The sequence below is a fragment of the Nostoc sp. genome (assembly GCF_036917095.1).
In the GTDB taxonomy this organism is placed as follows: domain Bacteria; phylum Cyanobacteriota; class Cyanobacteriia; order Cyanobacteriales; family Nostocaceae; genus Nostoc.
In genome coordinates, this window is sequence record NZ_JBALFH010000051.1 from 20,167 (window position 1) to 40,800 (window position 20,634).

The window sequence follows — 20,634 nt, forward strand, 5'->3', positions numbered from 1 at the left end:
TAATTATAATTTTCACCCTACTGGCATTATAAATTTTCTGGGTCAATGTTCAGTTCTCGCAATTTGGCTGCTAGGCGTTCAGCGCGTTGCTTTTCTTGTTCAGCACGTTGTCGTTCTTGTTCAGCGCGTTCTCGTTCTTGTTCAGCGACTTCTTCAGGTGTGGGGATTAGATTTCCTTCCGCAGTGAAATAGCGCAATTTATCTTCATAAACACCCAAGTACAAATTTAACTGCTGACTCCACAGCCATCCTTGAGGATTAGGTTCTATCGGTTCATAAGTACCGCCAATCAAGATAAAGCCAGCAAATTCTAAATTATTGGGATCGAACCAAAAATATTCTGGTGTGCGAAAGATATCTTGAAAAATTTGTTTTTTCAAACCCTTGTCAGTTGAGGCTGTAGAATTCGAGAGAAGCTCTACAATTATGTTGGGATATTTCCCGTCTTCTTCCCAAACAACCCAACTTTTACGGACTTTGCGTTCACATCCCAGCACTACAAAAAAATCTGGCCCCCGAAATTCTTCCGATCTCTTCTGCCGTTGGCTATAGTAAATTGTTAGATTACCCGCAGCGTAAAAGTCATTGCGGTTTCGCCACCACAATTCCAAAGATTGCAACAGCAGAATTATTTGGCGTAGATGTAATTCGCTTTCCAAAGGTGGTTCGTCACTATATAAATCCCCTAGAGGAAATATTACATCATTTGGGAATTCAAAATCTTTGGCGGCGGACATGGCTGCAAGTTTTGGGGTGAGATGGGTGATTTAAACTTACCGTAATCTAGGTTTGTTTTTCCAGAGGTGCGATCGCATTATAATCAGAAACCCCTTCCAGCGATCGCTTAGAGTCACAGTCGTTACTTAGCTTTCATATACATCGAAGCAGGCATTTTTGTAACTAGCAATTTCAGTTATCTCTATCTGTCTTATGTAATAAGTCCTATACCTACCCTAAGTAGGGTTATCTATCTGTATTTGTTCGTTAAGTTATGTGAAGTACTGAAAGCAGAATACCTTTAACTTAGTTGGACTTTTTTATGACTTATACAATTGATGAAGCAACAAGACCAGCTTTAGAAACTTTTCAACGCTTTGATGTAGATACTCAGCTAGCCCTACTCTGGTTCGGTTATATCGATCTTAAAGAGCAGCTACAACCAGCACCTCCTCTAAGCGTTGAAACTCCTGCCAGAGCAGTGTTTGACAAATTCCTGGACTTGTCTAAAGAAGAGCAACTACAAGCACAACGCGACATTGTTAATGGTGCAGCTAACGATATCAGCCAAACCTATAATAGTTTAAGTCCTAATGCCAAATTAGACGTTTGGTTTCTGCTGGCACAAGGAATGGAGGATGGAACCATCATTCAAGTGCCCTCGGACTATCAACTTCCTGGTGAAACTGATGAATTTGTCGCATTGGTCAAAAATCTAGACTTTGAGCAACGGATTAATTTCATGCTGAGTGTCGTGGAAACGTTCGGTTAGGTAAGTCCAAGAACTTTCAATAGCTTTCTAGAATTGGAGATAACTGAAAGTAGCAAATTAAGCTAGACTAGGCTTTTTTATTCTACTTGAATAGTTGTTAACTTAGAACTACCGCAGAGATGCTCGTCTTTGCGGTAGTCTTGATGCAAGTTATATCAAGTCCGCTTGATTATACGAATTCAATTAATGATTGCAACACATCGTTGGGTAAAGACGCGATGAATCGCGTCTCTACAAGTGGTCTTATTTGTCGCATTCTTTTTCCAACCGCACGATCGCATTATAATCAGGGACACCTTCGAGCGATCGCTTACTTTTATCTAGTAGCACATTCCCTTCTGGCCAATGTACTTGCAAGTTTCCTGACTGAATTGGCGCAATATAGACTTGACACAACAACTCGCCTAAATCATTCTTAAGAATGACGCGATCGCGATCTTTTAAACCCAACTTTGTTGCATCAGCAGCATTCATTAGCACCGCCTCTCGCACCGCCCCAGTAATTGCATCCTTGCGTTCCTGCACCATACTATTAAATTGTTTGCCTCGGCGGGTTGCTAATAAAAAATAACCCTCTGGTAATTCTCTTTGGCGTGGCAATAATACGCCAAAATGTGCTTTACCATCTGCTGTGGGGAAGTTCCAACCAAAGCACAAATGTGAACCACCATATTGAAACTGATCGCCAGCTTGCTGTAAGTGTTGAATACCTGCATATTGGGGGACGACTTGAGCAATTTCTTGGCGGATAGCAGCTGTGTCAGCAAAAGCCAGCTTATCAGCCAAATCTGGTTTTACCCGCCTTGCCAATTCTAAAAACACTTCCCACTCTGGACGCGCTTCTCCAATGCGCGGCCCCGGAATTTCTGGATTGAAAATTACCCGGCGTTCGGTGTTCGTTTCTGTAACTCCTCCTGGTATTTCGTAGCGAGTCGTCGCAGGTAACAGCACCACAGTATCAGCAGGTTCTACCAACATTTGGCTGGAGAGAACAATATCTATATGTACCCGCAACGGTATTTTCTTCAGTGCCGCTTCCACATAATCTGGTTCTGGTAGCACTTCTAAAAAATTTCCACCCACAGAAACCAACACTTCTATTTCCCCCTGATGTGCGGCATTAATCATTTCTGGAGCAATTAAACCTTTACTTGCTGGCACATCAAAGCCCCAATGCTGACTCAATTGGGCAGCATTTTCTGGGGTGATAGGTTTACCACCAGGAAAAACTGTGGCGTAACATCCCATCTCTGCACCACCCTGCACTCCAGAGTGGCCGCGAATTGGCATTAAACCGCAGCCTTCCCGACCGACAAAACCTTTGGTAAGAGCTAGATTAATGATACTTCGCACGTTATCTTCACCGCATTCATGCTGAGTAATGCCCATACTCCAAACAAATACGGCTTTATTAGCTTCTTTGACCATTTTGGCAAAAGCGTGCATTGACTCGCGGGATGTTCCAGAAAGCCGCTCTAATTCTTCCCAAGATTGATTTTCTAACGATGCTTTGAGTTCAGCAAAGCCATCTGTGTATAAATCTATAAATGACTGGTCTACCCAGTTGTTAGCAATTATATGTTTAATAGTGCCATTTAAAAATGCTATATCCCCGCCCATGTTGATTAAGAAGAAGTCTTCGGCAAACTTTGTACCGAAAACGGCGCTTTCCACAATTGAGGGAACCCAGTAGCGCTCCATTCCTGGTTCGCGGTAAGTATTAATAACTACAATTTTTGTGCCAGCTTTTTTAGCGTAATGGAGATATTTGACGGTAACAGGCTGATTGTTAGCAACATTAGAGCCAATGAAGACTAATAAATCAGTACCAATCCAGTCTTTATAAGAACAAGTGGTAGCCCCAGCACCCAAAGCAGCTTTTAATCCCGCCGTACTGGGAGAATGGCAAATACGGGCAGCGTTATCAATATTATTGCTTCCCATTGCCCGCACAGCTTTTTGGGTAGCATAATAAGTTTCGTTGACAGTACCGCGACTGGTAACATAAAAACTGAGACGGTCTGGTGTAGTGGAGCGGATGCGATCGCTAATTACGCCTAAAGCTTCATCCCAACTCACACGACGAAAGCCTTTTTCCCCACGTTGACGAATCATCGGGTAAGGAAGTCGTCCCAAGTCGCGTAATTGGGCACTTTTTTGCTTTTGTAACTGCGAAACATCCGTCAATAGCACAGGGTCAAAAGCTGGCATAGTATTCATCCGCAACAACCGCAACCGGACATTGCAGAGATGGATGCCATCTAAAGTCCAATCTTTCATCCCGGTTGTTCCGAGAGCGCAACCATCGCAGACACCTTTATCAAGAATATTCCACGCATAAGGTAGTTTGTCACGAGATAGCCAGATTGCCCGAAATACCTCCCAAAAATTGTTGGGATACTGTTCGCCAATGCCAAAAGGTTTCCAACTTGCCCAATTTGAAGGTGTCCAGTGCTTTTTGGGTTTAGGTAACATGATGCAATGTGTGAGTTGCTGGATTCTATTAGGCTACCGTTTTGAGTAGCAATTGAGTAGCAGGCGGTTAAAAATCCAGATAGAAGAAATGAAAAGTCAACTTAACGCGAAATGGGCGGTTAGAAACCGCGTCTACACAAACAAAACCCACCTCCGTGGGTTTCAAAACTTTGATTTGATCTTAGTCCGCGCAGGCGGACTTTGCCTGTGTAGCTGCGAATTCCATTCGCCAAGGCTTAAGTTGACACCAATGGGCTTTGCGTAACCCAACATCCTGATTTATCCCAATGGGCGAGGCATTGCAATGCCATATCCCTGTGCGTAATCAATTCCTAGTGCCGTAATTCGCTCTAAAATTGCGTCATTCTCTACAAACTCAGCAATGGTCTTAATACCCATCACATTGCTAATGTATGTGATTGCTGTCACGATCGCATCATCTACAGGATTCTCGATAATGTTACGAATAAAGCTCCCGTCAATTTTGAGGTAATTTACAGGCAGAGACTTGAGATAAGCAAACGACGACATCCCCACGCCAAAATCGTCTAACGCAAAGCGACAGCCTATCTGTTGAAGTGACTGAATGAACTTTCTGGCTTTGCTCAAGTTGGCGATCGCCACAGTCTCGGTAATTTCAAAGCAAATGGACTGGGGTGAGATGGAGTGTAGGGTAAACTGCTCATACAGAAAGTTAATAAACTGATCGTCGTTGATGCTAGAGCCAGAGAGGTTAATTGCATAGACGCTTTGTTTATCGCCAACAAACCTTATCCAATTACTGAATAGAGTCCGAATTACCCATCGATCGATCAGGTGCATCAAGTCGTAGCGTTCTGCTGCTGGAATAAACGCCATCGGCAGCACTAAATTTCCCTGCTCATCCTGGAGCCGCAGTAGCACTTCATAATAGTCGCCGTTTTGAGCCACCGGAGTGATAGAGGCAATGGGTTGAACATAGAGACAAAACCAATCGCTTTCCAAAGCATGAGAAATGCGGCTGGCCCACTGCATCTCCCCGCGCTGTTGCAGTCGCTCCCGGTCGTCAGTCTGAGCAAAGTACACGCGATTGCGCCCCCAGTTCTTCGCGGTATAGCAAGCTGCATCAGCCGTTCTGATAATCTCTGCAAGGCTCTGGCTATTCGCGTCAATACCCACCAAGCCGATACTTACTCCAATTGAGAATGCCTGCTCTTGCCAAACAAACCGGAACTCTTGAACACATTCAAGCAGCTCATTGGCAACTCGTAAAGCTTGCGCCGGCAGACACTGACTGAGCAATACGCCAAATTCATCGCCCCCTAACCGTGCCAGGGTGTCAGTTTTCCGAATCTTTTCCTGCAATAGGATAGTAATTTGACGCAGTAATTCGTCTCCAGCCAGATGACCACAGGTATCATTTACAATTTTGAAGTGATCGAGATCCAAATAGCACAACGCATGAATCTGGTAGTCTAATTTGGCAAGATGCAATGCTTGTTCAATCTGCTGCTCAAACTCGTGGCGATTCACCAATCCGGTTAAGGCATCATGACTTGCCTGCCAGGATAGCTGACGCGCAAGCAAGCGGTTCTGAGTCACGTCACGAAACACCATAACCGCGCCAATCACTTGTCCCTCACGATTGCGAATGGGCGCGGCTGAATCTTGAATCGCAATTTCTTGATTATTCCGATTAATTAAGACGGTATGGTTTGCTAAACTCACAGTTTGATTTTCCTTTAACGCTTGCTGAATTGGGTTCTGAACTGTCTCCCGTGTCGCTTCATGCACAATTCCAAAGACTTCTTCTAACAGCAACCCTTCTGCGGATATTTGACTACATCCAAGCAGAAATTTTGCAATCGGATTGAGGTATTTAATCCTGCCAAACGCATCTGTGGTAAGAACTGCATCTCCGATCGATTGCAACGTCACCTCGGCTAATTCTTTTTCTTGAAAAAGTGTTTCTTCAATTTGCTTGAATTCTGTGATATCGTATCCCACCGATTGAAATTCCAGAAAGCATCCTTGCTCGTCAAATATCATTCGGTTATGCCACTTAGTCCAACGCACCTCACCTGCCACAACCACGCGCTTTTCAATAATCACAACGGGATTATCAGCACTAATTAAAGCTACAAATTCAGCAACTCGCTCCCGATCTGCCTCCAAGATAATCGGTTGATCGTGGCTGCCGAGCAGTTCATCTGGCGATCGCCCAAAATAAAGCGCAAAAGCTTTGTTGAAAAACGTGAGTCTGCCGTCTGGTAAATATCGGGCAATCATTTCAGTCTGATCTTCTACAATCGCACGGTAGCGAATCTCGCTTTGTTGGATCGCAATTTCTGCCTGCTTGAGTAAGCGATCGCGTGGCGTCTCCAAGAGTTGCTCGTCATAGACATCGCTGATTTCCCGCTCCAGTTCTTGCTTGGCTGCCGCCAGTTGTCCAGAACTGGGGAGAGTAAGTGCCTTTAGTATCAACTCTCTCAACGCAATATCTGTGTACAGTGTTCTTAAAGCCGTGATGGATTTGAGCCAACTACTTAGCCAATATTTATAAGCCAATACCTTTGCCAAAATAAAAGTATGAAGAGAGAAGGCTGAACCCAAAACTGCTCGGTTAAGGGGAAAAGGTGAAGGGGAAAAAGGCAAGAAAAAACCTTTACCCCAAACCCAGTAACCTTTTCCCAAAACCCGATTCCAAATTAAAAATGCTTAACCGAGAAGTATTGGGGCTGAACCTGACTATACCGCTTGACCAGTCCCCTGCATGGATTGAAGTTTTCTCTATCTTTCCATTTCGGGAACTTCAGACTAAATTAACATTCTGGATAAGTCTCCAGCAGGTGTTTAAACACTGCTAAAGCTTGCAGATATAGCCCCTCGGCTTCGTCGTAGCGTCTTTGAAAATCATAAAGTGACGCTAGGTTGTTCAGGCTGGCGACCATAGAAGGATGTTCTTCTCCCAGCAGCCGTTTTTTCTCTCCTAAAGCTTCCACTAACAACTCTTCCTCCTGGTCGTATCCTTGAGAATAGTAGACTGCTAGGTTGTTCAGGCTAGCGACGATAGAAAGATGTTCTTCTCCCAGCAGCCGTTTTTTCTCTCCTAAAGCTTCCACTAACAACTCTTCCTCCTGGTCATAGCGTCCTTGAGAATAGTAGACTGCTAGCTTTTTCAGGCTGGTGGCGACAAAAGGATGTTTTTTTCTCAACAGCGGTTTTTTCTGTTCTAAAGCTTCCACTAACAATTCTTCGGCTTGGTCATGGCGTCCTTGATAATAGTAGAGTCTTGCTAGCTCCTTTAAGCTGGTCGTGAGAAAAGGATGTTTTACTTCCAGAAGCCGTTTTCTCTGTCCTAAAGCTTGCAGAAAAAGCACTCCTCGGTTAGGCTTGGTCATAGTCATAGCTTCCTTGATAATAGTAAGTAGACTGCTAGCTTTTTCAGGCTGGTGGCAAGAGAGAGATGTTGTTCTCTGAAAGGGTTTGCAGTGTTGATAAATCTTGCTTATCCCAAAGTGCTGCAATCAGCACTCAATTGACATACTATACAGGTATCTGCTTGCTCTGAAGTCTTAATCAAGGATTGAGATGTATAATATAAGGATATAAAGTTTGAGTTAGTTACAAATATTTACAAATTTTATAATACCTTAAGTTTGTTTACGAGTATTTACATAGAGAAAACCTAGATAAGACAAGCTTGTTTTTGCCGGATAGCAAAAAACTGAGCCAATAAAATCCTGTATACTTTTCAAAGTCTAAATAAAAATCCCTGCCACAGTGGACAGGGATAGTAGTTTTTAGAGGATGTCTGAAAAGTTTTTTTGTATACATCTAACCCTTGGAGATCCCCCTAAATCCACGCCAGTTGCTCATGGGGGAAACCCCCAGACGCTCGCAGGCTCGCTAACGCTGCGCTATCGCCCTTGGCGTCTCCCCTTGGGAGAAGACCGCACTGGCTCCCCTTAAAAAGGGGGACTTTAAGACTCTTATTCCCACCTTTTTTAAGGGGGGTTAGGGGGAATCAAGAAATATTTGATACTTCTCAAACATCCTTTTAGCTAAGGCTTGTCTACTAGCTAACAAAATCTTTATGAGCAGCGACAAGCATCTGAGCTTGCCTTAAAACGTTTCCGAATAAATAAAAAGGAATTTGCCAAGCTGCAACGGTAACTTCTTTGACTATATCTTGTACACTAATTGCGATTAACTCATGCTCTGGTGGCTCTCCCTCAACAGTACCAGACCAAGTAAAAGCTAATAAGAAATCATCGTCTCCAGGCAAGGTTGCAATCAAACATTCTTCTGGTGTTGGTTCGCAAATAATTCCATAATCATTTGCAAGTTCTACTAACCTTTGAAATTTGTTTCCGTTTGTCATTTGTTCTTGGATGTAATTGAATCTCAGTTTTAGAAGAAATCATATTTTTAACTCCAGAACTCAAGTGAGTTGCTTCATAGCAGAAATTACGAATTATTAATTATTCGTTGAAAATTATGAGTTATTGGAGTTGGATCGGGCTTAAGTCCAAAATCTTACCGCGATCGCCTGGTTGTATCAGCAACAATTGTTACTGTTTTAGAAAAAGCTAAACTATCTACTTTTTCGGTTTACCCTATTTACATACACCTCCATTTGTTACCATTTCAAGATTGATGCCTTAATCTCACCCTAGCTGACGCAGTGCATTGAGAATTGCGTAGACGCCTAGCGGCTTGTCGCCAGACATCGCTTTTGGGGGAACAGCTGTAAACCGAAGCAGAAAAAGATGCTCGTCAACATTAGACTGTTCGATCGCCTTGGCATAGATATCTTCTTCTGTAGCCATTGCTGCTTCAATCAATAACTTGAGTTTGAGATTACTCAAGAGTTCTAAAGAATGTGGCGATTGCAGCTGCGCTCCTTTTTCTGAGAGGCTAATCAATTCCCCCATAAATACTGTTCCTACTGTATGTTTCCCCTGCAAAATGGAGTATTCTACAGGCACTTTTTGAGTGAGAACGATCATTTCTTCATCATATTTAGGCAAGAATAAATTATATTTACCGCCAATGCCACGAATTTCACAAATTGTCACAGGGTGTTTTATTCCCTTCGGTTCTATTTGTAGTTGTCCAGCAATTTGGAGGTCAATATTGGCATCCTTACAAGTATTTTCAGAAATTAAAATTTGTCCTCCTACGGTATAAGACTCAATTCGGGCAGCCAAATTAAGATGACTGCCAATAACTGTATATTGAGCGCGTTTTTGAGAACCAACATTTCCCGCCACAACCTCGCCTGTATTAATACCAATTCCCATTTCAAGGATTGGGAAATTCATTTGCTGATTTTGTTTGTTCACTTGCTGCATTGCTAATTGCATGGCAATAGCACAAGCGCTCGCTCGTTGAGAATCATCTTTGCGACTAATTGGCGCACCAAATATCACAAAAATCCCATCACCCATAAACTCATTAATTGTGCCTTTATATTGATTGATTACCTCTGTCATTGTTCCCAAATAAAGATTCAAAATCTTTACTACTTCTTCAGGTGGCAATTGTTCCGAAAAAGCTGAGAATCCTCTTAAATCAGACACAAGAACCGTAACTTTTCGGCGTTCTCCTCCCAGCTTTAAACTGAAGCGATCGCACTCAAACCTACTGACTTGAAAAATTGTCTCCAATCCAGCCTCGCTTTGAAATTATTCGGCTGAGTCCGGCGTAGCTGCACCAAACTAGTCAGTGCTTCATGCCAAATCCCAGCTTCTGCATAGATGGTGGGCAACTTATATAAATTTGCCTTGGTTAACGCCTCAGACAAGCGCGATCCTGGTTGAGTGCGTTCCACCCAACCATCTACAGTGGGATTTTCGCTGGAGTCTTCAGCATCACAAACAATTGTTAGATACCAATGATAAGTTTTACCTATAGTAAGTCCAGGGGCACTGTCAGGAAGTTTGAAGCTAAAAATTCCTGGTTTATTTGGAAGTGTAAAAGATGTTTCATAAAATACGTTCTGGTCTTCAGCTAAAAGCAGAAACTTGGCTGTTTTGACTTGAGATGGAGGTGCATACCAGAAAAATGTTGGATGTTGAGCAAATGTCAGCCCTAACTTATCTGGAGGGATTAGGGGAATTATTAGTTTTTTCCCTGTTAGGCAAGAGCTACCACGAGTAGAACCACCAGCACTTGCAGGAGGTTTCCCCCGCTGTGGTGGCTTAAATGCCTGACTAATCTGCCAAGTTTTGTTGCGATGGTATGACTGAGCCTGTACCTGTGCTGTTAAAGCAGAAAGTAAATACAAAGGTAAAGAAAAGGCTACATATAGAGATGGTACGATCCATTTCATATTGATAATGCCTGGATTCTAGATTAGTCAGGTGAATAAATCAAGTATTCCCAAAAGCAGAGTCAGATTTTCCACTCAACTACGAGCCATTGGTCATTTAACTTTTCACGGTATCTGGAAAATCTGGCGTTGCTGAATCAAGGGATGATTCTTGTAGGGTGGGCGACACGAGCGCCCTGAAATACAAGGGACGGGCAAGATGCCCATCCCACAAAACTAGCAAAATCATCCCGCAAATATGCAACGCCGAAAGTCTCTCTCCTGAAAGGAGAGAGACTTTGAATTTTCCCCCTTAGACCGTTGAGAAAAGGCTTAGGTTTTCGTGAGCTTTGAAGAGTCAGATTGGCGCATGGGTCTTCTTCCCCTGCTCCCCTGCTCCCCTGCTCCCCTTGCCTCCCCTGCTCCCCTGCTCCCCTGCTCCCCTGCTCCCCTGCTCCCCTGCCCCTTTTTTGGCCACAATATGGCAATATATAAAGTTGTAGCTAACCGCCTACGTAGAGGTTTAACGTGGATACCATTGAAATTCCTGCTCTAAATCGGCCAGTGGATGCCACGGTAGAAATTCCCGGCTCTAAAAGTCTTACTAATCGGGCGTTGCTTGTCGCAGCTTTAGCGCAAGGTGACTCCATTTTAGAAAATGCCTTATTTAGTGAAGATAGCGAGTATTTTGCTAAATGTTTAGAGCAATTAGGCATTCCCATTACACTGAATCCCGATCTAGCACAGATCCAACTAGCGGGAAGAGGAGGTGACATTCCAGCTAAACAGGCAGATTTATTTGTGGGTTTATCAGGTACTACAGCACGGTTTATCTCGGCGCTGGTGGCACTGGGTAATGGTGAATATCGCCTAGATGGCGTTCCTCGGATGCGAGAACGACCGATGGGTGACATGCTGGCGGTGCTGGAAACGGGTGGAGCAACCGTTAGCTTTGAGGGAAACTCCGGGTTTATGCCCTACACCCTTTATAGTCGGCAATTCGCTGGCGGAAATTTTCGCTTGAAAGCCAACCAAACAAGTCAGCAACTTTCGGCATTGCTGATGATTGCGCCTTATGCTCAACAGGATACGATTTTTGAGGTTGAGGGTACACTGGTTTCTCTGTCTTACATCAAAATGACCTGTCGTCTGATGGCAGATTTTGGCGTTGAGGTGATTCAAATCGGCGATAATCAATTTCAGATTAAAGCGGGTCAACGTTACCAAGCTCGACATTACACAGTAGAACCTGATGCGTCAAATGCCTCTTACTTTTTTGCCGCCGCCGCCGTCACAGGTGGACGGGTACGCGTCAAACATTTGACCAAACAATCCTGTCAGGGTGATATTCTGTGGCTAGATGTTTTAGAACAGATGGGTTGCGAAATTAAGGCTTCGGATGATTACACGGAAGTGACGGGGCCGAAGCAATTGCAAGGCATCGACATTGATATGAATGATATATCGGATTTGGTGCAAACATTAGGAGCGATCGCGCCCTTTGCCAGTTCACCGATTACCATTCGGAACGTGGAACATATTCGATATAAGGAAACCGATCGGATTAAAGCTGTGGTAACAGAGTTGCGTCGGCTAGGAGTCCAGGTTGAAGAATTTCCAGATAGACTGAAAATTGAGCCTGGCCCCATTACCCCAGCTGCCATTGAAACCTATCACGATCATCGAATGGCGATGGCTTTTGCTGTCACTGGCTTGAAGGTTCCAGGGATTGTAATTAAAGATCCTGGCTGTACAGCGAAAACCTTTCCAGATTACTTTACCCGATTCTTCCAAATGTTAGAGCAATAAGAGAGTAGTGGGCTGTCTCATTAAATTTCAGGGATAAGAGAACGAACCGCAAAGCACGCAAAGGACGCAAAGAGTAGGACACTTCCGTGGGCGGGTTTCCCGACTTGAGGAAAGTGTCCGTCGCAAAGGAAGAAGGATACTCCCTAAGTGAGGCAGTAAAAGCGATCGCTTTCCTTATTTCTCCCCTAGTTCTCCCCGATCGCACTTTAATCTTAAAAGTCTATAAGTCTTGAAGCTCTAGGTGCTTTCAGCAACAAGGAGAACTATGCAACTAAAACACAGCCACATCTTCCGCCAAGAAGCCCTAGAGCGCTTATCTTCGCCAGAACAACTCGATCGAGCAATAAATGTGGTCAAGCCTCAAGCTTGGTTGACTTTATCTGCGATGAGTTTTGTGGTTGCTGTGGCTGGGGTTTGGAGTGTGTTTGGTAGAATTCCGCTCACAGTCACAGGCCAAGGTATCTTGATTAAACCGCATCATGTTGTGGAATTTCAAGCACCTAGTTCTGGCCCATTACTAACTCTCAAGGTCAAGCCAGGGGATATTATTAAACAAGGTGATGTTCTAGGTATTATCGACCAATCAGCGTTAAAGCAGCAGTTGCAGCAAGAGCAGATAAAGTTGCAACAACTGCAAACCCAGAATCAAGAAACTGACAGGTTACAAAAGCTGCTGATTGACCAACAAATCATGACGCTTGGGCAGCAAAAACTCGATTTGGAAAGTAATCTGCGCCGAGAGCAAAGTGCGCCGAAACTACGCGATCAAACATTGAGAGCGATCGCACAAAAACGTCAAAGCATTAATTCCCGCAAACAACAAATTAATTACTTACTCAAAACTCTCAAAGGACGGGTTGATAACCGTCGTCACCTTTTTGAGCAGCATGTCATCAGCCAAGATATGCTGGTGCAAGCCGAACAAGAATATTTTAATACTCAAAGCGAACTATCAGATATTGACGTGCAACTCAAGGATCTCGAAATCCAAGAAACCACTACGCAACGAGAATATCTGGAAAATCTTAATAGAATTGACGAAATTAAAACCAAAATTAAAGATATTAATACTCAAAATACTAAATTACGCGAACAAGATTTAAAGCAATCAATTGACAAAACAAATCAAATTCGGGAAGTAAAGCGGCGAATTGCCCAATTAGAACTCCAACTATCTCAAGAAAGTAGAATTATTAGCAAATATAATGGTCACATTCTCGAACTGAGTGCTGTTCCTGGACAAATGATGAATCCGGGTAGTCGCTTGGGTTCAATTGAAGCTGAACAGCCAAATTCAAAACTTATGAGTCTTGTTTACTTTGCTAATAAAGATGGTAAGCAAATCAAGCCTGGGATGGCTGTACAAGTGACTCCCAGCTTTGCTAAACGCGAGCGCGAAGGTGGCATTGTCGGAACCGTTGCAGATATTTCTTCATTTCCTGTCACTACACAAGATATTACAGCGATCGTTGGTAACAAAGAAATTGCCGCTAGTCTTGCAGGTAAAGGTGAAGGCAAGGTGCAAGCTTTTGTCCAACTCCAAGAAAACCCTACATCAGTCAGTGGCTACAAATGGTCATCCTCTGATGGCCCAGCCTTAAAAATATCTTCTGGGACAACTACCTCTGTTCAAGTGAAAGTTGGAGAAAAAGCACCGATTTCTTATATTATTCCTATGCTGCGCTCTTGGACAGGAATTTATTAATTTACGCCGTGTGCAACTTTCTCTCAGACCTAACTCCCAACCCCTTCCCTACTAGCGTTGGGGAGCAAGAATCAAAGCCTCTCTCCCTGTGGGGGAGAGGAATGGAAGCGGGGTTCTAAGAATAAGTTGCACATCGCGTTAATTTGGGTATTGGGGTTAAAACTTGAAGGTTCACCCTCAAAAGCTCAACGTTCATCCTCAGAAGCTCAACTTTCAACTTCTAATACCAATGCCCCATGCCCAATCCCCAATTCCAAAATTTAAACCAAATCGTGTCCGCACTTCTACACTTTTGCAAATGGAAGCGGTCGAATGTGGCGCGGCTGCTTTGGGAATAATTCTGAGCTATTACGGTCGGATTGTGCCACTGGCTAAACTGCGTGAAGAATGCGGTGTCTCGCGGGATGGGAGTAAAGCTTTTAATATCCTCAAAGCTGCCAAAAACTATGGACTCAATGCTAAAGGTTTAAAACTGTCTCTGGAAAAGGTGACAGCTACCCGCCTTCCCTACATTGCCTTTTGGAATTTTAACCATTTTCTCGTAGTAGAAGGATATAGCAAAAAACGCGTCTACCTCAACGATCCTGCCAATGGTCGCAGAACAGTAAGTTGGGAAGAGTTCGATCGCGCATACACGGGTGTTGTGCTGACAATGGAACCAGGAGCGGACTTTCAAAAGGGAGGCAAAAAAAATCACATTGTCTCAGCCTTAACTAGCCGCTTACAAAACTCACGAGTTACTATTTTATTTTGCTTGCTAGCTGGGTTATTGCTAACACTGCCTCGGTTAGCTGTACCAGCCTTTTCTCAGGTTTTTATCGATGAGATTTTAATCCAAGATCGGCAAGATTGGTTACGACCTTTGTTGTTAGGAATGCTGTTAACTACTTTATTACGGGCATTCCTTGCCAGACTGCGGCTTACCTACCTGCGGCGATTGATGGTTAAGTTATCAGTCAGCACATCAGGACAGTTCCTCTGGCATATTCTGCGATTGCCCATTGGGTTTTACGATCAACGCTTTGCTGGGGAAATCAGTAGCCGGGTGCAACTGAATGATCGGGTGGCAGAAGTACTTTCAGGGTCTTTGGCAACTACAGTAATTGACGCGGTGATGATGATATTTTACCTGTTGATTATGATTCAGTATGACCAATTGCTGAGTGCGATCGCAGTCGGTTTTGCTTTAATCAACATTCTCGCCCTCTTATTTTTATCGCAAACTCGTGTAGATGCAAATATGCGCCTAGCTCAGGAATATGGCAAGGTGGGTGGAGTAACGATTAGCGGCATCCAAACCATAGAAACCATCAAAGCTTCGGGGCTGGAGTCAGATTTATTTGCTCGGTTTGCGGGTTATTACGCTAAAGCCTTGAACGCCCAACAACAATTAGGCTTACAAACTCAAATTCTCACCACATTACCGACAATTTTGACAGCCCTAACCACAGCTTCTATTCTGCTAGTTGGTGGTTTACAGGTAATGAAGGGCAATCTCAGTATTGGAATGCTGGTTGCCTACCAAAGTTTAACACTGAGCTTTTTAGAGCCGGTTAATAGCCTCGTTAACTTCGGCAGTACACTTCAAGATTTAGAAGCTGATTTAAATCGCCTTGATGATGTATTGCAAAACCCCGTTGATTTGGAAGTGGAGGGAGGCAAGGGAGCAGAGGAGCAGAGGAGCAGAGGGGAAGTTATTACAAGTCTTTCCCATACCCAATGCCCAATGTGGCAATTACAGGGTCACGTTGAATTACGGAATATTACATTTGGGTACAGTCGTGTAGAACCTCCCTTGATTGAGAATTTGAGTTTGACTGTCAAGCCAGGGCAAAGGATAGCGCTTGTGGGGGGGAGTGGTTCTGGTAAATCCACAGTTGCTAAATTAATTTGCGGGCTTTATCAACCGTGGGAAGGCGAAATCTGCTTTGATGGTGTAGAGCGATCGCAAATTAAGCGTTCTGTTCTGGCTAACTGGTTGGCAATGGTTGAACAGGATATCTTTTTATTTGCCGGGACTGTGCGAGAAAACATCACTCTTTGGGATTCAACTGTACCAGAAGCTGATTTGGTGCAGGCTTGCCAAGATGCAGCGATTCATGATGCGATCGCATCTATGCCTGGGAAATATGACTTTGAGTTAATTGAAGGCGGTATGAATATTAGTGGTGGACAACGCCAGCGTTTAGAAATTGCCCGCGCTTTGGTGAGAAATCCCACAGTCTTAGTACTGGATGAAGCAACCAGCGCCCTAGATGCAGAAACGGAGTTGATTATTAACCGTAACTTGCAACAGCGTGGTTGTTCCTGTATTGTTGTAGCCCACCGCCTCAGCACAATCCGCGATTGTGATGAAATTATTGTGCTAGAGCAAGGTAAAATCGTGCAGCGTGGCACTCATGAAGAATTATGGCAGCAAGGCGGAACTTATGTTCGCTTACTTCACGCGGCAGAGGCGTAATAATATAGAGTGGCGTTGCTGAATAATGAGATGATTGAGCCTGATGCGGGGACGCTCTTACGTGGAGAGTTTTGAATAATAAGTAATTATCCGAACTTGATATCAGTCTTAATTATAAGTCTTTAACTGAACCCGATCTGCATAGCTTAGAGCTTTTCAAGCGTGCCATTCGAGTCAGGATGAGATTGGGTAAAGTTAAAAGTTTAGCGTTGCGATCGCTATGGTGAACTGAATAATCAGGTATTCAATCCACCATTGTTGAGTTGCTAATGATTGCCGAGGCAGTTAAACCTTGACTCAGCGTCAAAATCAGCTTTACTCTGGATCGATTTTTTCGATATCATCAGGTGTACCAGTGGCAGAAATTTTTGATGTGCCAGATTTACCTGCACCCGAGTTGCCACCAGAAGCGCCAGCACCGCCTGAATGCTTAGGATCAGTGTTGCCTTGTTCTTCTTGAAGCTGTTCAAGGCGGTTTTTTTCTTGAGCTTTATCTTTTTGGTCAGCCATATCTTATTTACATTTTTCGCTATGCGATCGCCTTTAACTCTATCATTTTCCTTATTCAAGCGACATGAAAGGCAAATCTTCTTCAGCAATTCTAAATTTACGTGAGTCTCCAACGGAGGCGCACGTTAAATTACTCAATTTTTCCATCCAAGACGATTGATTATCAGATTTTTCTTGCTCTGCGTTCTCTGCGCCTCTGCGGTTAATTTATTTTTACAAATAATTTAGGACTGCTATATCATCACAAAAAATCTGTGTTACATTCAGCCGGGATACAATAGTTTTTCTTATATCTTTTTCCAATCGTCGAACTCACATCGATTTACCTTAAGTGAATCCTCTTTCCAAACCATACTTCTCTCAGGCAAACGAACCATTACTGTTGAATAACCCAGAAACATTCTGGATAGTGCAGTCTGGAACATTGGCAGTGTTTGCGACTATTGAAAACAGTTTACCAAAAAAGCATCGCCGCTATCTGTTTCATGTCAACACTGGTGAAGCATTGTTTAGTGCAGCATTTTTACCGGAAGTAATAGCACAAAGCCAATGGAGTTTTGTAGCGATCGCAATTGAACCCACCCAATTATGTCAGATGTCAATGGTTGATTTGGTTAGGGAAATCGCGGCGGCTGACTCTCAAGCCATAGAATTTTTAGAAGGTTGGGTAAATCATTTAGGACAATCTCTTAGTGCCCAGCAAACAGTTTTGACAACGCCATTAAACCTTGTGCAGACATTAGGGCGGGATTTTTCATTATCCCCTGGTGAAACGCTACAGTGGAGCCAACCAACACTTCTATGGGTGAAGTTGCAGCAAGGTAATACTCACTGGATGGGAGTTGAGGAATTAAGGTTGAATTCTGCCTCACCAGCATTTCCACTCACGAGTGATATGTGGCTGGAGGCAGAAGATGCGGTTATCGGGCAGATGTTACCAACGGCAGATTTAGAAAATTCCGAGGAACTCCTGTTAGGTTTAGCCAGTTTGCATACTTATTTCTTTCACTACTTTAGTTTGTTGGCAAATAAAGAAACAGAAGCAGAATTTCGGCGATTTCAGGAACGCGAACAATTTAATCAGCAAGTAATAGAGGGGGCACTTTCTGATTTAGCAACAGTATTGCAGCCACAGCAGGAGGCGGTTTTTTCTCAGGAAGCGCCGCCCTTATTGGTAGCATTTGGTGCAGTTGGGCGATCGCTGGGAATAGAGATTCGTCCACCAGCAGAGGATTTGAATTCTATTAAAGACCCTGTAGGGGCGATCGCACAAGCATCACAAATTCGGATTCGGCGTATCACTTTAGCAGATGGCTGGTGGCATCAAGACCAAGGGGCGATGTTAGCTTATACCCAGTTGGAACGCCCAGTGGCGTTGTTACCTACAGATAATCGGGATTATACGATCTTTGACCCCGTAGCGCGGACTCGGACACCTGTAAATGAATCAATAGCAAAAACACTGTCACCATTAGCCTACGTTCTGTATCGACCGTTACCTCAAATTGCGCTCAACGCTATCGACCTACTGCGGTTTGGGGTCAAGGGTTATGAAAAAGACATCGCCAGTATTTTAGTGGTAGGGTTACTGGGCACAATATTGGGAATGGTTGCACCACAAGCAACAGCAATTTTAATCAATCATGCCATTCCCGATAGCGATCGCGCTTTGCTGTGGCAGATCGGATTGGTCATGTTTGCAGTCGCCTTTGGGCAGTTAGCTTTTCAAATTGCCCAAAGCATTATTACTCTACGAGTCGAAAGCGCCACTGATAGCATATTGCAGCCAGCCATTTGGGATAGGTTACTCAGATTAAGTCCTAGCTTTTTTCGTCAGTATACTTCTGGAGATTTAGTCAACCGCGTTATGGCGGTGAGGGAAATTCATCAAAAACTCAGTGGTGCTACCCAACGGACTTTGTTGAGTGGAATTTTTGCCTTATTCAACTTGGTGCTGATGTTTATTTACAGTTGGCAACTAGCGCTTGTGGGCGTGGGTTTAGCAATATTTGCCGCTGTGGTTACGACTATTGCGAGTTTCCTCTTGGTGAAGAAATCGAAAAAAGAGCAAGAACTCAATGGCACAATTCAGGGACTCACCGTCCAACTAATCAACGGTGTTGCCAAGCTGCGAGTGACAATGGCAGAAGAACGCGCATTTGCAGCTTGGGCGAAAAAATACAGCCAGCAGATCCGACTGAAGGCGAGTTGGCAAGAGATTAAAGATGGTATTTCTATATTTAACGAAGCACTCCCTTTGGTGAGTTCTATACTGCTGTTTGGGTTTGCCATGCTGTTCATGCAGACACGTCTAACACTGGGTACATTTGTTGCTTTTAACTATGCTTTGGCGATTTTTATCAAAGGAGTAATTGACCTAAGCAATACTCTATCGGAGATTTGGGGTATTGTACCAATATGGGAACGAGCAAAACCGATTTGGCGATCGCAGCCTGAATATGACTCAACCAAAGTTAACCCCGGTCAATTAAGCGGTCGCATTGCCCTAAATCGTGTCAGTTTTCGCTACTCTGAGAATGGCAGCTTAATCCTCAATGATGTCAGCCTCCATGCCGAACCAGGGGAATTTGTCGCGATCGTTGGGTCTTCTGGAAGTGGAAAATCAACGATATTGCGGTTGTTATTGGGATTTGAAACTCCATTGACAGGGAGCATCTATTATGATGGCAAAGACTTAGCAGAGATGGAACTCCAAGCTGTGCGAAGACAGTTAGGAGTGGTACTGCAAAATGGGAAAATCGGTACAGCATCAATTTTTGATAATATCACCGCCGGGGCTTTGGTTTCGCTAGAAGAAGCTTGGTCAGCCGCACAAATGGCAGGCTTTGCTGATGATATCAAGCAAATGCCAATGGGGATGCATACGATCGTCGCCGAGGGTGGTAGTAATCTTTCAGGTGGACAACGGCAAAGATTATTGATTGCGCGATCGCTTGTTTCCAAGCCCAAAATTATCTTGATGGATGAGGCTACCAGTGCCCTAGATAACCGCACCCAGGCAATTGTGACTGAAAGTTTAGCTAAGTTAAATGCTACCAGAGTGGTGATTGCCCATCGCCTCAGCACCATTCGTAATGCCGATCGCATCTATGTTATCGACGGTGGTCATGTCGTGCAGGTAGGTAATTTTTCGGAATTGATTGCTCAAGCAGGGTTATTTGCTAAACTGGTAGCCCAGCAGTTAGAAGGGGAGCTTTAAGGCAACACGGTTCAGTTAAGGCTAAAGGCTAAAACCGTTTGTCAAAGTCAATTTTTTAACGAACCGCCTTCTCTGCGAGAGGCTTCCGCCAACGCGCAGCGTCTCGTAGAGAAGGACGCAAAGAGAAGAAGAAGCAGCAGGGGTGCAGGGAGCAGGGGGCAGGGGGAAAGAATTAGAGATCAATCTATTTGTATCAGGTATTTCGTGAAATGGTATAACCCCTTTCCCAATGCGGGAAGGGGGAAAATTCAAAGTCTCTCTCCTTTTAGGCTACGGTGTACACATAAGTCTGAAACAGTTTAATCATCTGGGTTTAAGCGTAAGTTTTACCCCTCCCTAACCCTCCCCTTGTAAAGGGGAGGGAACTAGATTTTCGGCTTCCCCCCTTTCCAAGGGGGGATTGAGGGGGGTAATTCGACTTGTGTGTACACGGTAGCCTTTTAGGAGAGAGGTTTTCCAGATATCGTGAAAAGTCAGGCTTTAAAGAACTCCAAAAAATAAATTATCCAATTTATTTGGACTCTATTATTCTTACCCCCCTGCTTGTCTAAGGTGTACACACAAGTATGCCTACGCATTTGTTATTTCGGAGTACTCATTTGTTATTTCGGAGTACTCATTTGTTATTTCGGAGTACTCATTTGTTATTTCGGAGTACTCATTTGTTATT

12 protein-coding genes and 1 pseudogene are annotated in these 20,634 nt (G+C 43.9%); 5 read left to right on the forward strand and 8 right to left on the reverse strand.

Annotated elements, in window-relative coordinates; genetic code table 11:
- Positions 1 to 26 precede the first annotated feature (26 nt).
- Positions 27 to 737: a Uma2 family endonuclease gene (locus V7L01_RS30635; protein ID WP_335041632.1), complete on the reverse strand. Its 711-nt coding sequence runs from the start codon at positions 735 to 737 to the stop codon at positions 27 to 29.
- Between the two features lie 302 nt (positions 738 to 1,039).
- On the opposite strand from V7L01_RS30635, the gene V7L01_RS30640 reads away from it, so the two are divergent.
- Positions 1,040 to 1,489 (forward strand): orange carotenoid protein N-terminal domain-containing protein, encoded by a 450-nt coding sequence (locus V7L01_RS30640; protein WP_335041635.1) that lies wholly within the window; start codon positions 1,040 to 1,042, stop codon positions 1,487 to 1,489.
- A 243-nt stretch (positions 1,490 to 1,732) separates the two neighbouring features.
- On the opposite strand, the gene V7L01_RS30645 is transcribed toward V7L01_RS30640, so the two are convergent.
- The 6 genes and pseudogenes from V7L01_RS30645 to V7L01_RS30670 form a co-directional block, all read right to left on the reverse strand.
- Positions 1,733 to 3,964: an FdhF/YdeP family oxidoreductase gene (locus V7L01_RS30645; RefSeq protein WP_335041638.1), complete on the reverse strand. Its 2,232-nt coding sequence runs from the start codon at positions 3,962 to 3,964 to the stop codon at positions 1,733 to 1,735.
- A 279-nt stretch (positions 3,965 to 4,243) separates the two neighbouring features.
- Complete coding sequence (locus tag V7L01_RS30650) at positions 4,244 to 6,637, reverse strand: EAL domain-containing protein (RefSeq protein WP_335041640.1); 2,394 nt, start codon at positions 6,635 to 6,637, stop codon at positions 4,244 to 4,246.
- 128 nt (positions 6,638 to 6,765) lie between these two features.
- Entirely contained in the window at positions 6,766 to 7,350 is a 585-nt protein-coding gene (locus V7L01_RS30655; protein WP_335041642.1) for a tetratricopeptide repeat protein, read from the reverse strand.
- 671 nt (positions 7,351 to 8,021) lie between these two features.
- A complete protein-coding gene (locus tag V7L01_RS30660; protein ID WP_094330946.1) occupies positions 8,022 to 8,327 on the reverse strand; it encodes a hypothetical protein in 306 nt (101 codons plus the stop codon).
- Between the two features lie 286 nt (positions 8,328 to 8,613).
- Positions 8,614 to 9,567, reverse strand: a pseudogene (locus V7L01_RS30665) (adenylate/guanylate cyclase domain-containing protein); the annotation flags it as partial.
- Complete coding sequence (locus V7L01_RS30670; RefSeq protein ID WP_335041645.1) at positions 9,564 to 10,280, reverse strand: DUF928 domain-containing protein; 717 nt, start codon at positions 10,278 to 10,280, stop codon at positions 9,564 to 9,566. The gene V7L01_RS30670 and the pseudogene V7L01_RS30665, both read right to left, overlap by 4 nt.
- Positions 10,281 to 10,787: 507 nt before the next feature.
- Between V7L01_RS30670 and aroA the strand changes: the two genes are divergently transcribed.
- From aroA to V7L01_RS30685, 3 genes are all read left to right on the forward strand, one after another.
- Complete coding sequence (gene aroA / locus V7L01_RS30675; protein WP_335041647.1) at positions 10,788 to 12,068, forward strand: 3-phosphoshikimate 1-carboxyvinyltransferase; 1,281 nt, start codon at positions 10,788 to 10,790, stop codon at positions 12,066 to 12,068.
- Between the two features lie 265 nt (positions 12,069 to 12,333).
- Positions 12,334 to 13,773, forward strand: coding sequence for an NHLP bacteriocin system secretion protein (locus tag V7L01_RS30680; RefSeq protein ID WP_335041649.1), 1,440 nt, complete (start codon positions 12,334 to 12,336; stop codon positions 13,771 to 13,773).
- Positions 13,774 to 14,002: 229 nt separating this feature from the next.
- On the forward strand, positions 14,003 to 16,234 hold the full coding sequence (locus tag V7L01_RS30685; protein ID WP_335041651.1) for an NHLP family bacteriocin export ABC transporter peptidase/permease/ATPase subunit: 2,232 nt from the start codon (positions 14,003 to 14,005) through the stop codon (positions 16,232 to 16,234).
- 315 nt (positions 16,235 to 16,549) lie between these two features.
- Here the strand turns inward: V7L01_RS30685 and V7L01_RS30690 are convergent, their stop codons facing one another.
- A complete protein-coding gene (locus V7L01_RS30690) occupies positions 16,550 to 16,744 on the reverse strand; it encodes a hypothetical protein (protein ID WP_335041653.1) in 195 nt (64 codons plus the stop codon).
- Positions 16,745 to 17,075: 331 nt separating this feature from the next.
- Here V7L01_RS30690 and V7L01_RS30695 point away from each other — a divergent pair, with 331 nt between their 5' ends.
- The gene (locus V7L01_RS30695; protein ID WP_335041655.1) at positions 17,076 to 19,964 is read left to right on the forward strand and encodes an NHLP bacteriocin export ABC transporter permease/ATPase subunit; all 2,889 of its coding nucleotides are present in this window, start codon (positions 17,076 to 17,078) and stop codon (positions 19,962 to 19,964) included.
- Positions 19,965 to 20,634: the final 670 nt, after the last annotated feature.

Excerpts from the sequence above, each read along its gene's own strand:
- V7L01_RS30635 (WP_335041632.1), bottom strand. The coding sequence starts at position 737 with ATGTCCGCCGCCAAAGATTTTGAATTCCCAAATGATGTAATATTTCCT.
- V7L01_RS30660 (WP_094330946.1), bottom strand. The coding sequence starts at position 8,327 with ATGACAAACGGAAACAAATTTCAAAGGTTAGTAGAACTTGCAAATGAT.
- V7L01_RS30685 (WP_335041651.1), top strand. The coding sequence starts at position 14,003 with ATGCCCCATGCCCAATCCCCAATTCCAAAATTTAAACCAAATCGTGTC.
- V7L01_RS30645 (WP_335041638.1), bottom strand. The coding sequence starts at position 3,964 with ATGTTACCTAAACCCAAAAAGCACTGGACACCTTCAAATTGGGCAAGT.
- V7L01_RS30680 (WP_335041649.1), top strand. The coding sequence starts at position 12,334 with ATGCAACTAAAACACAGCCACATCTTCCGCCAAGAAGCCCTAGAGCGC.
- V7L01_RS30690 (WP_335041653.1), bottom strand. The coding sequence starts at position 16,744 with ATGGCTGACCAAAAAGATAAAGCTCAAGAAAAAAACCGCCTTGAACAG.
- V7L01_RS30655 (WP_335041642.1), bottom strand. The coding sequence starts at position 7,350 with ATGACTATGACCAAGCCTAACCGAGGAGTGCTTTTTCTGCAAGCTTTA.
- V7L01_RS30640 (WP_335041635.1), top strand. The coding sequence starts at position 1,040 with ATGACTTATACAATTGATGAAGCAACAAGACCAGCTTTAGAAACTTTT.
- V7L01_RS30670 (WP_335041645.1), bottom strand. The coding sequence starts at position 10,280 with ATGAAATGGATCGTACCATCTCTATATGTAGCCTTTTCTTTACCTTTG.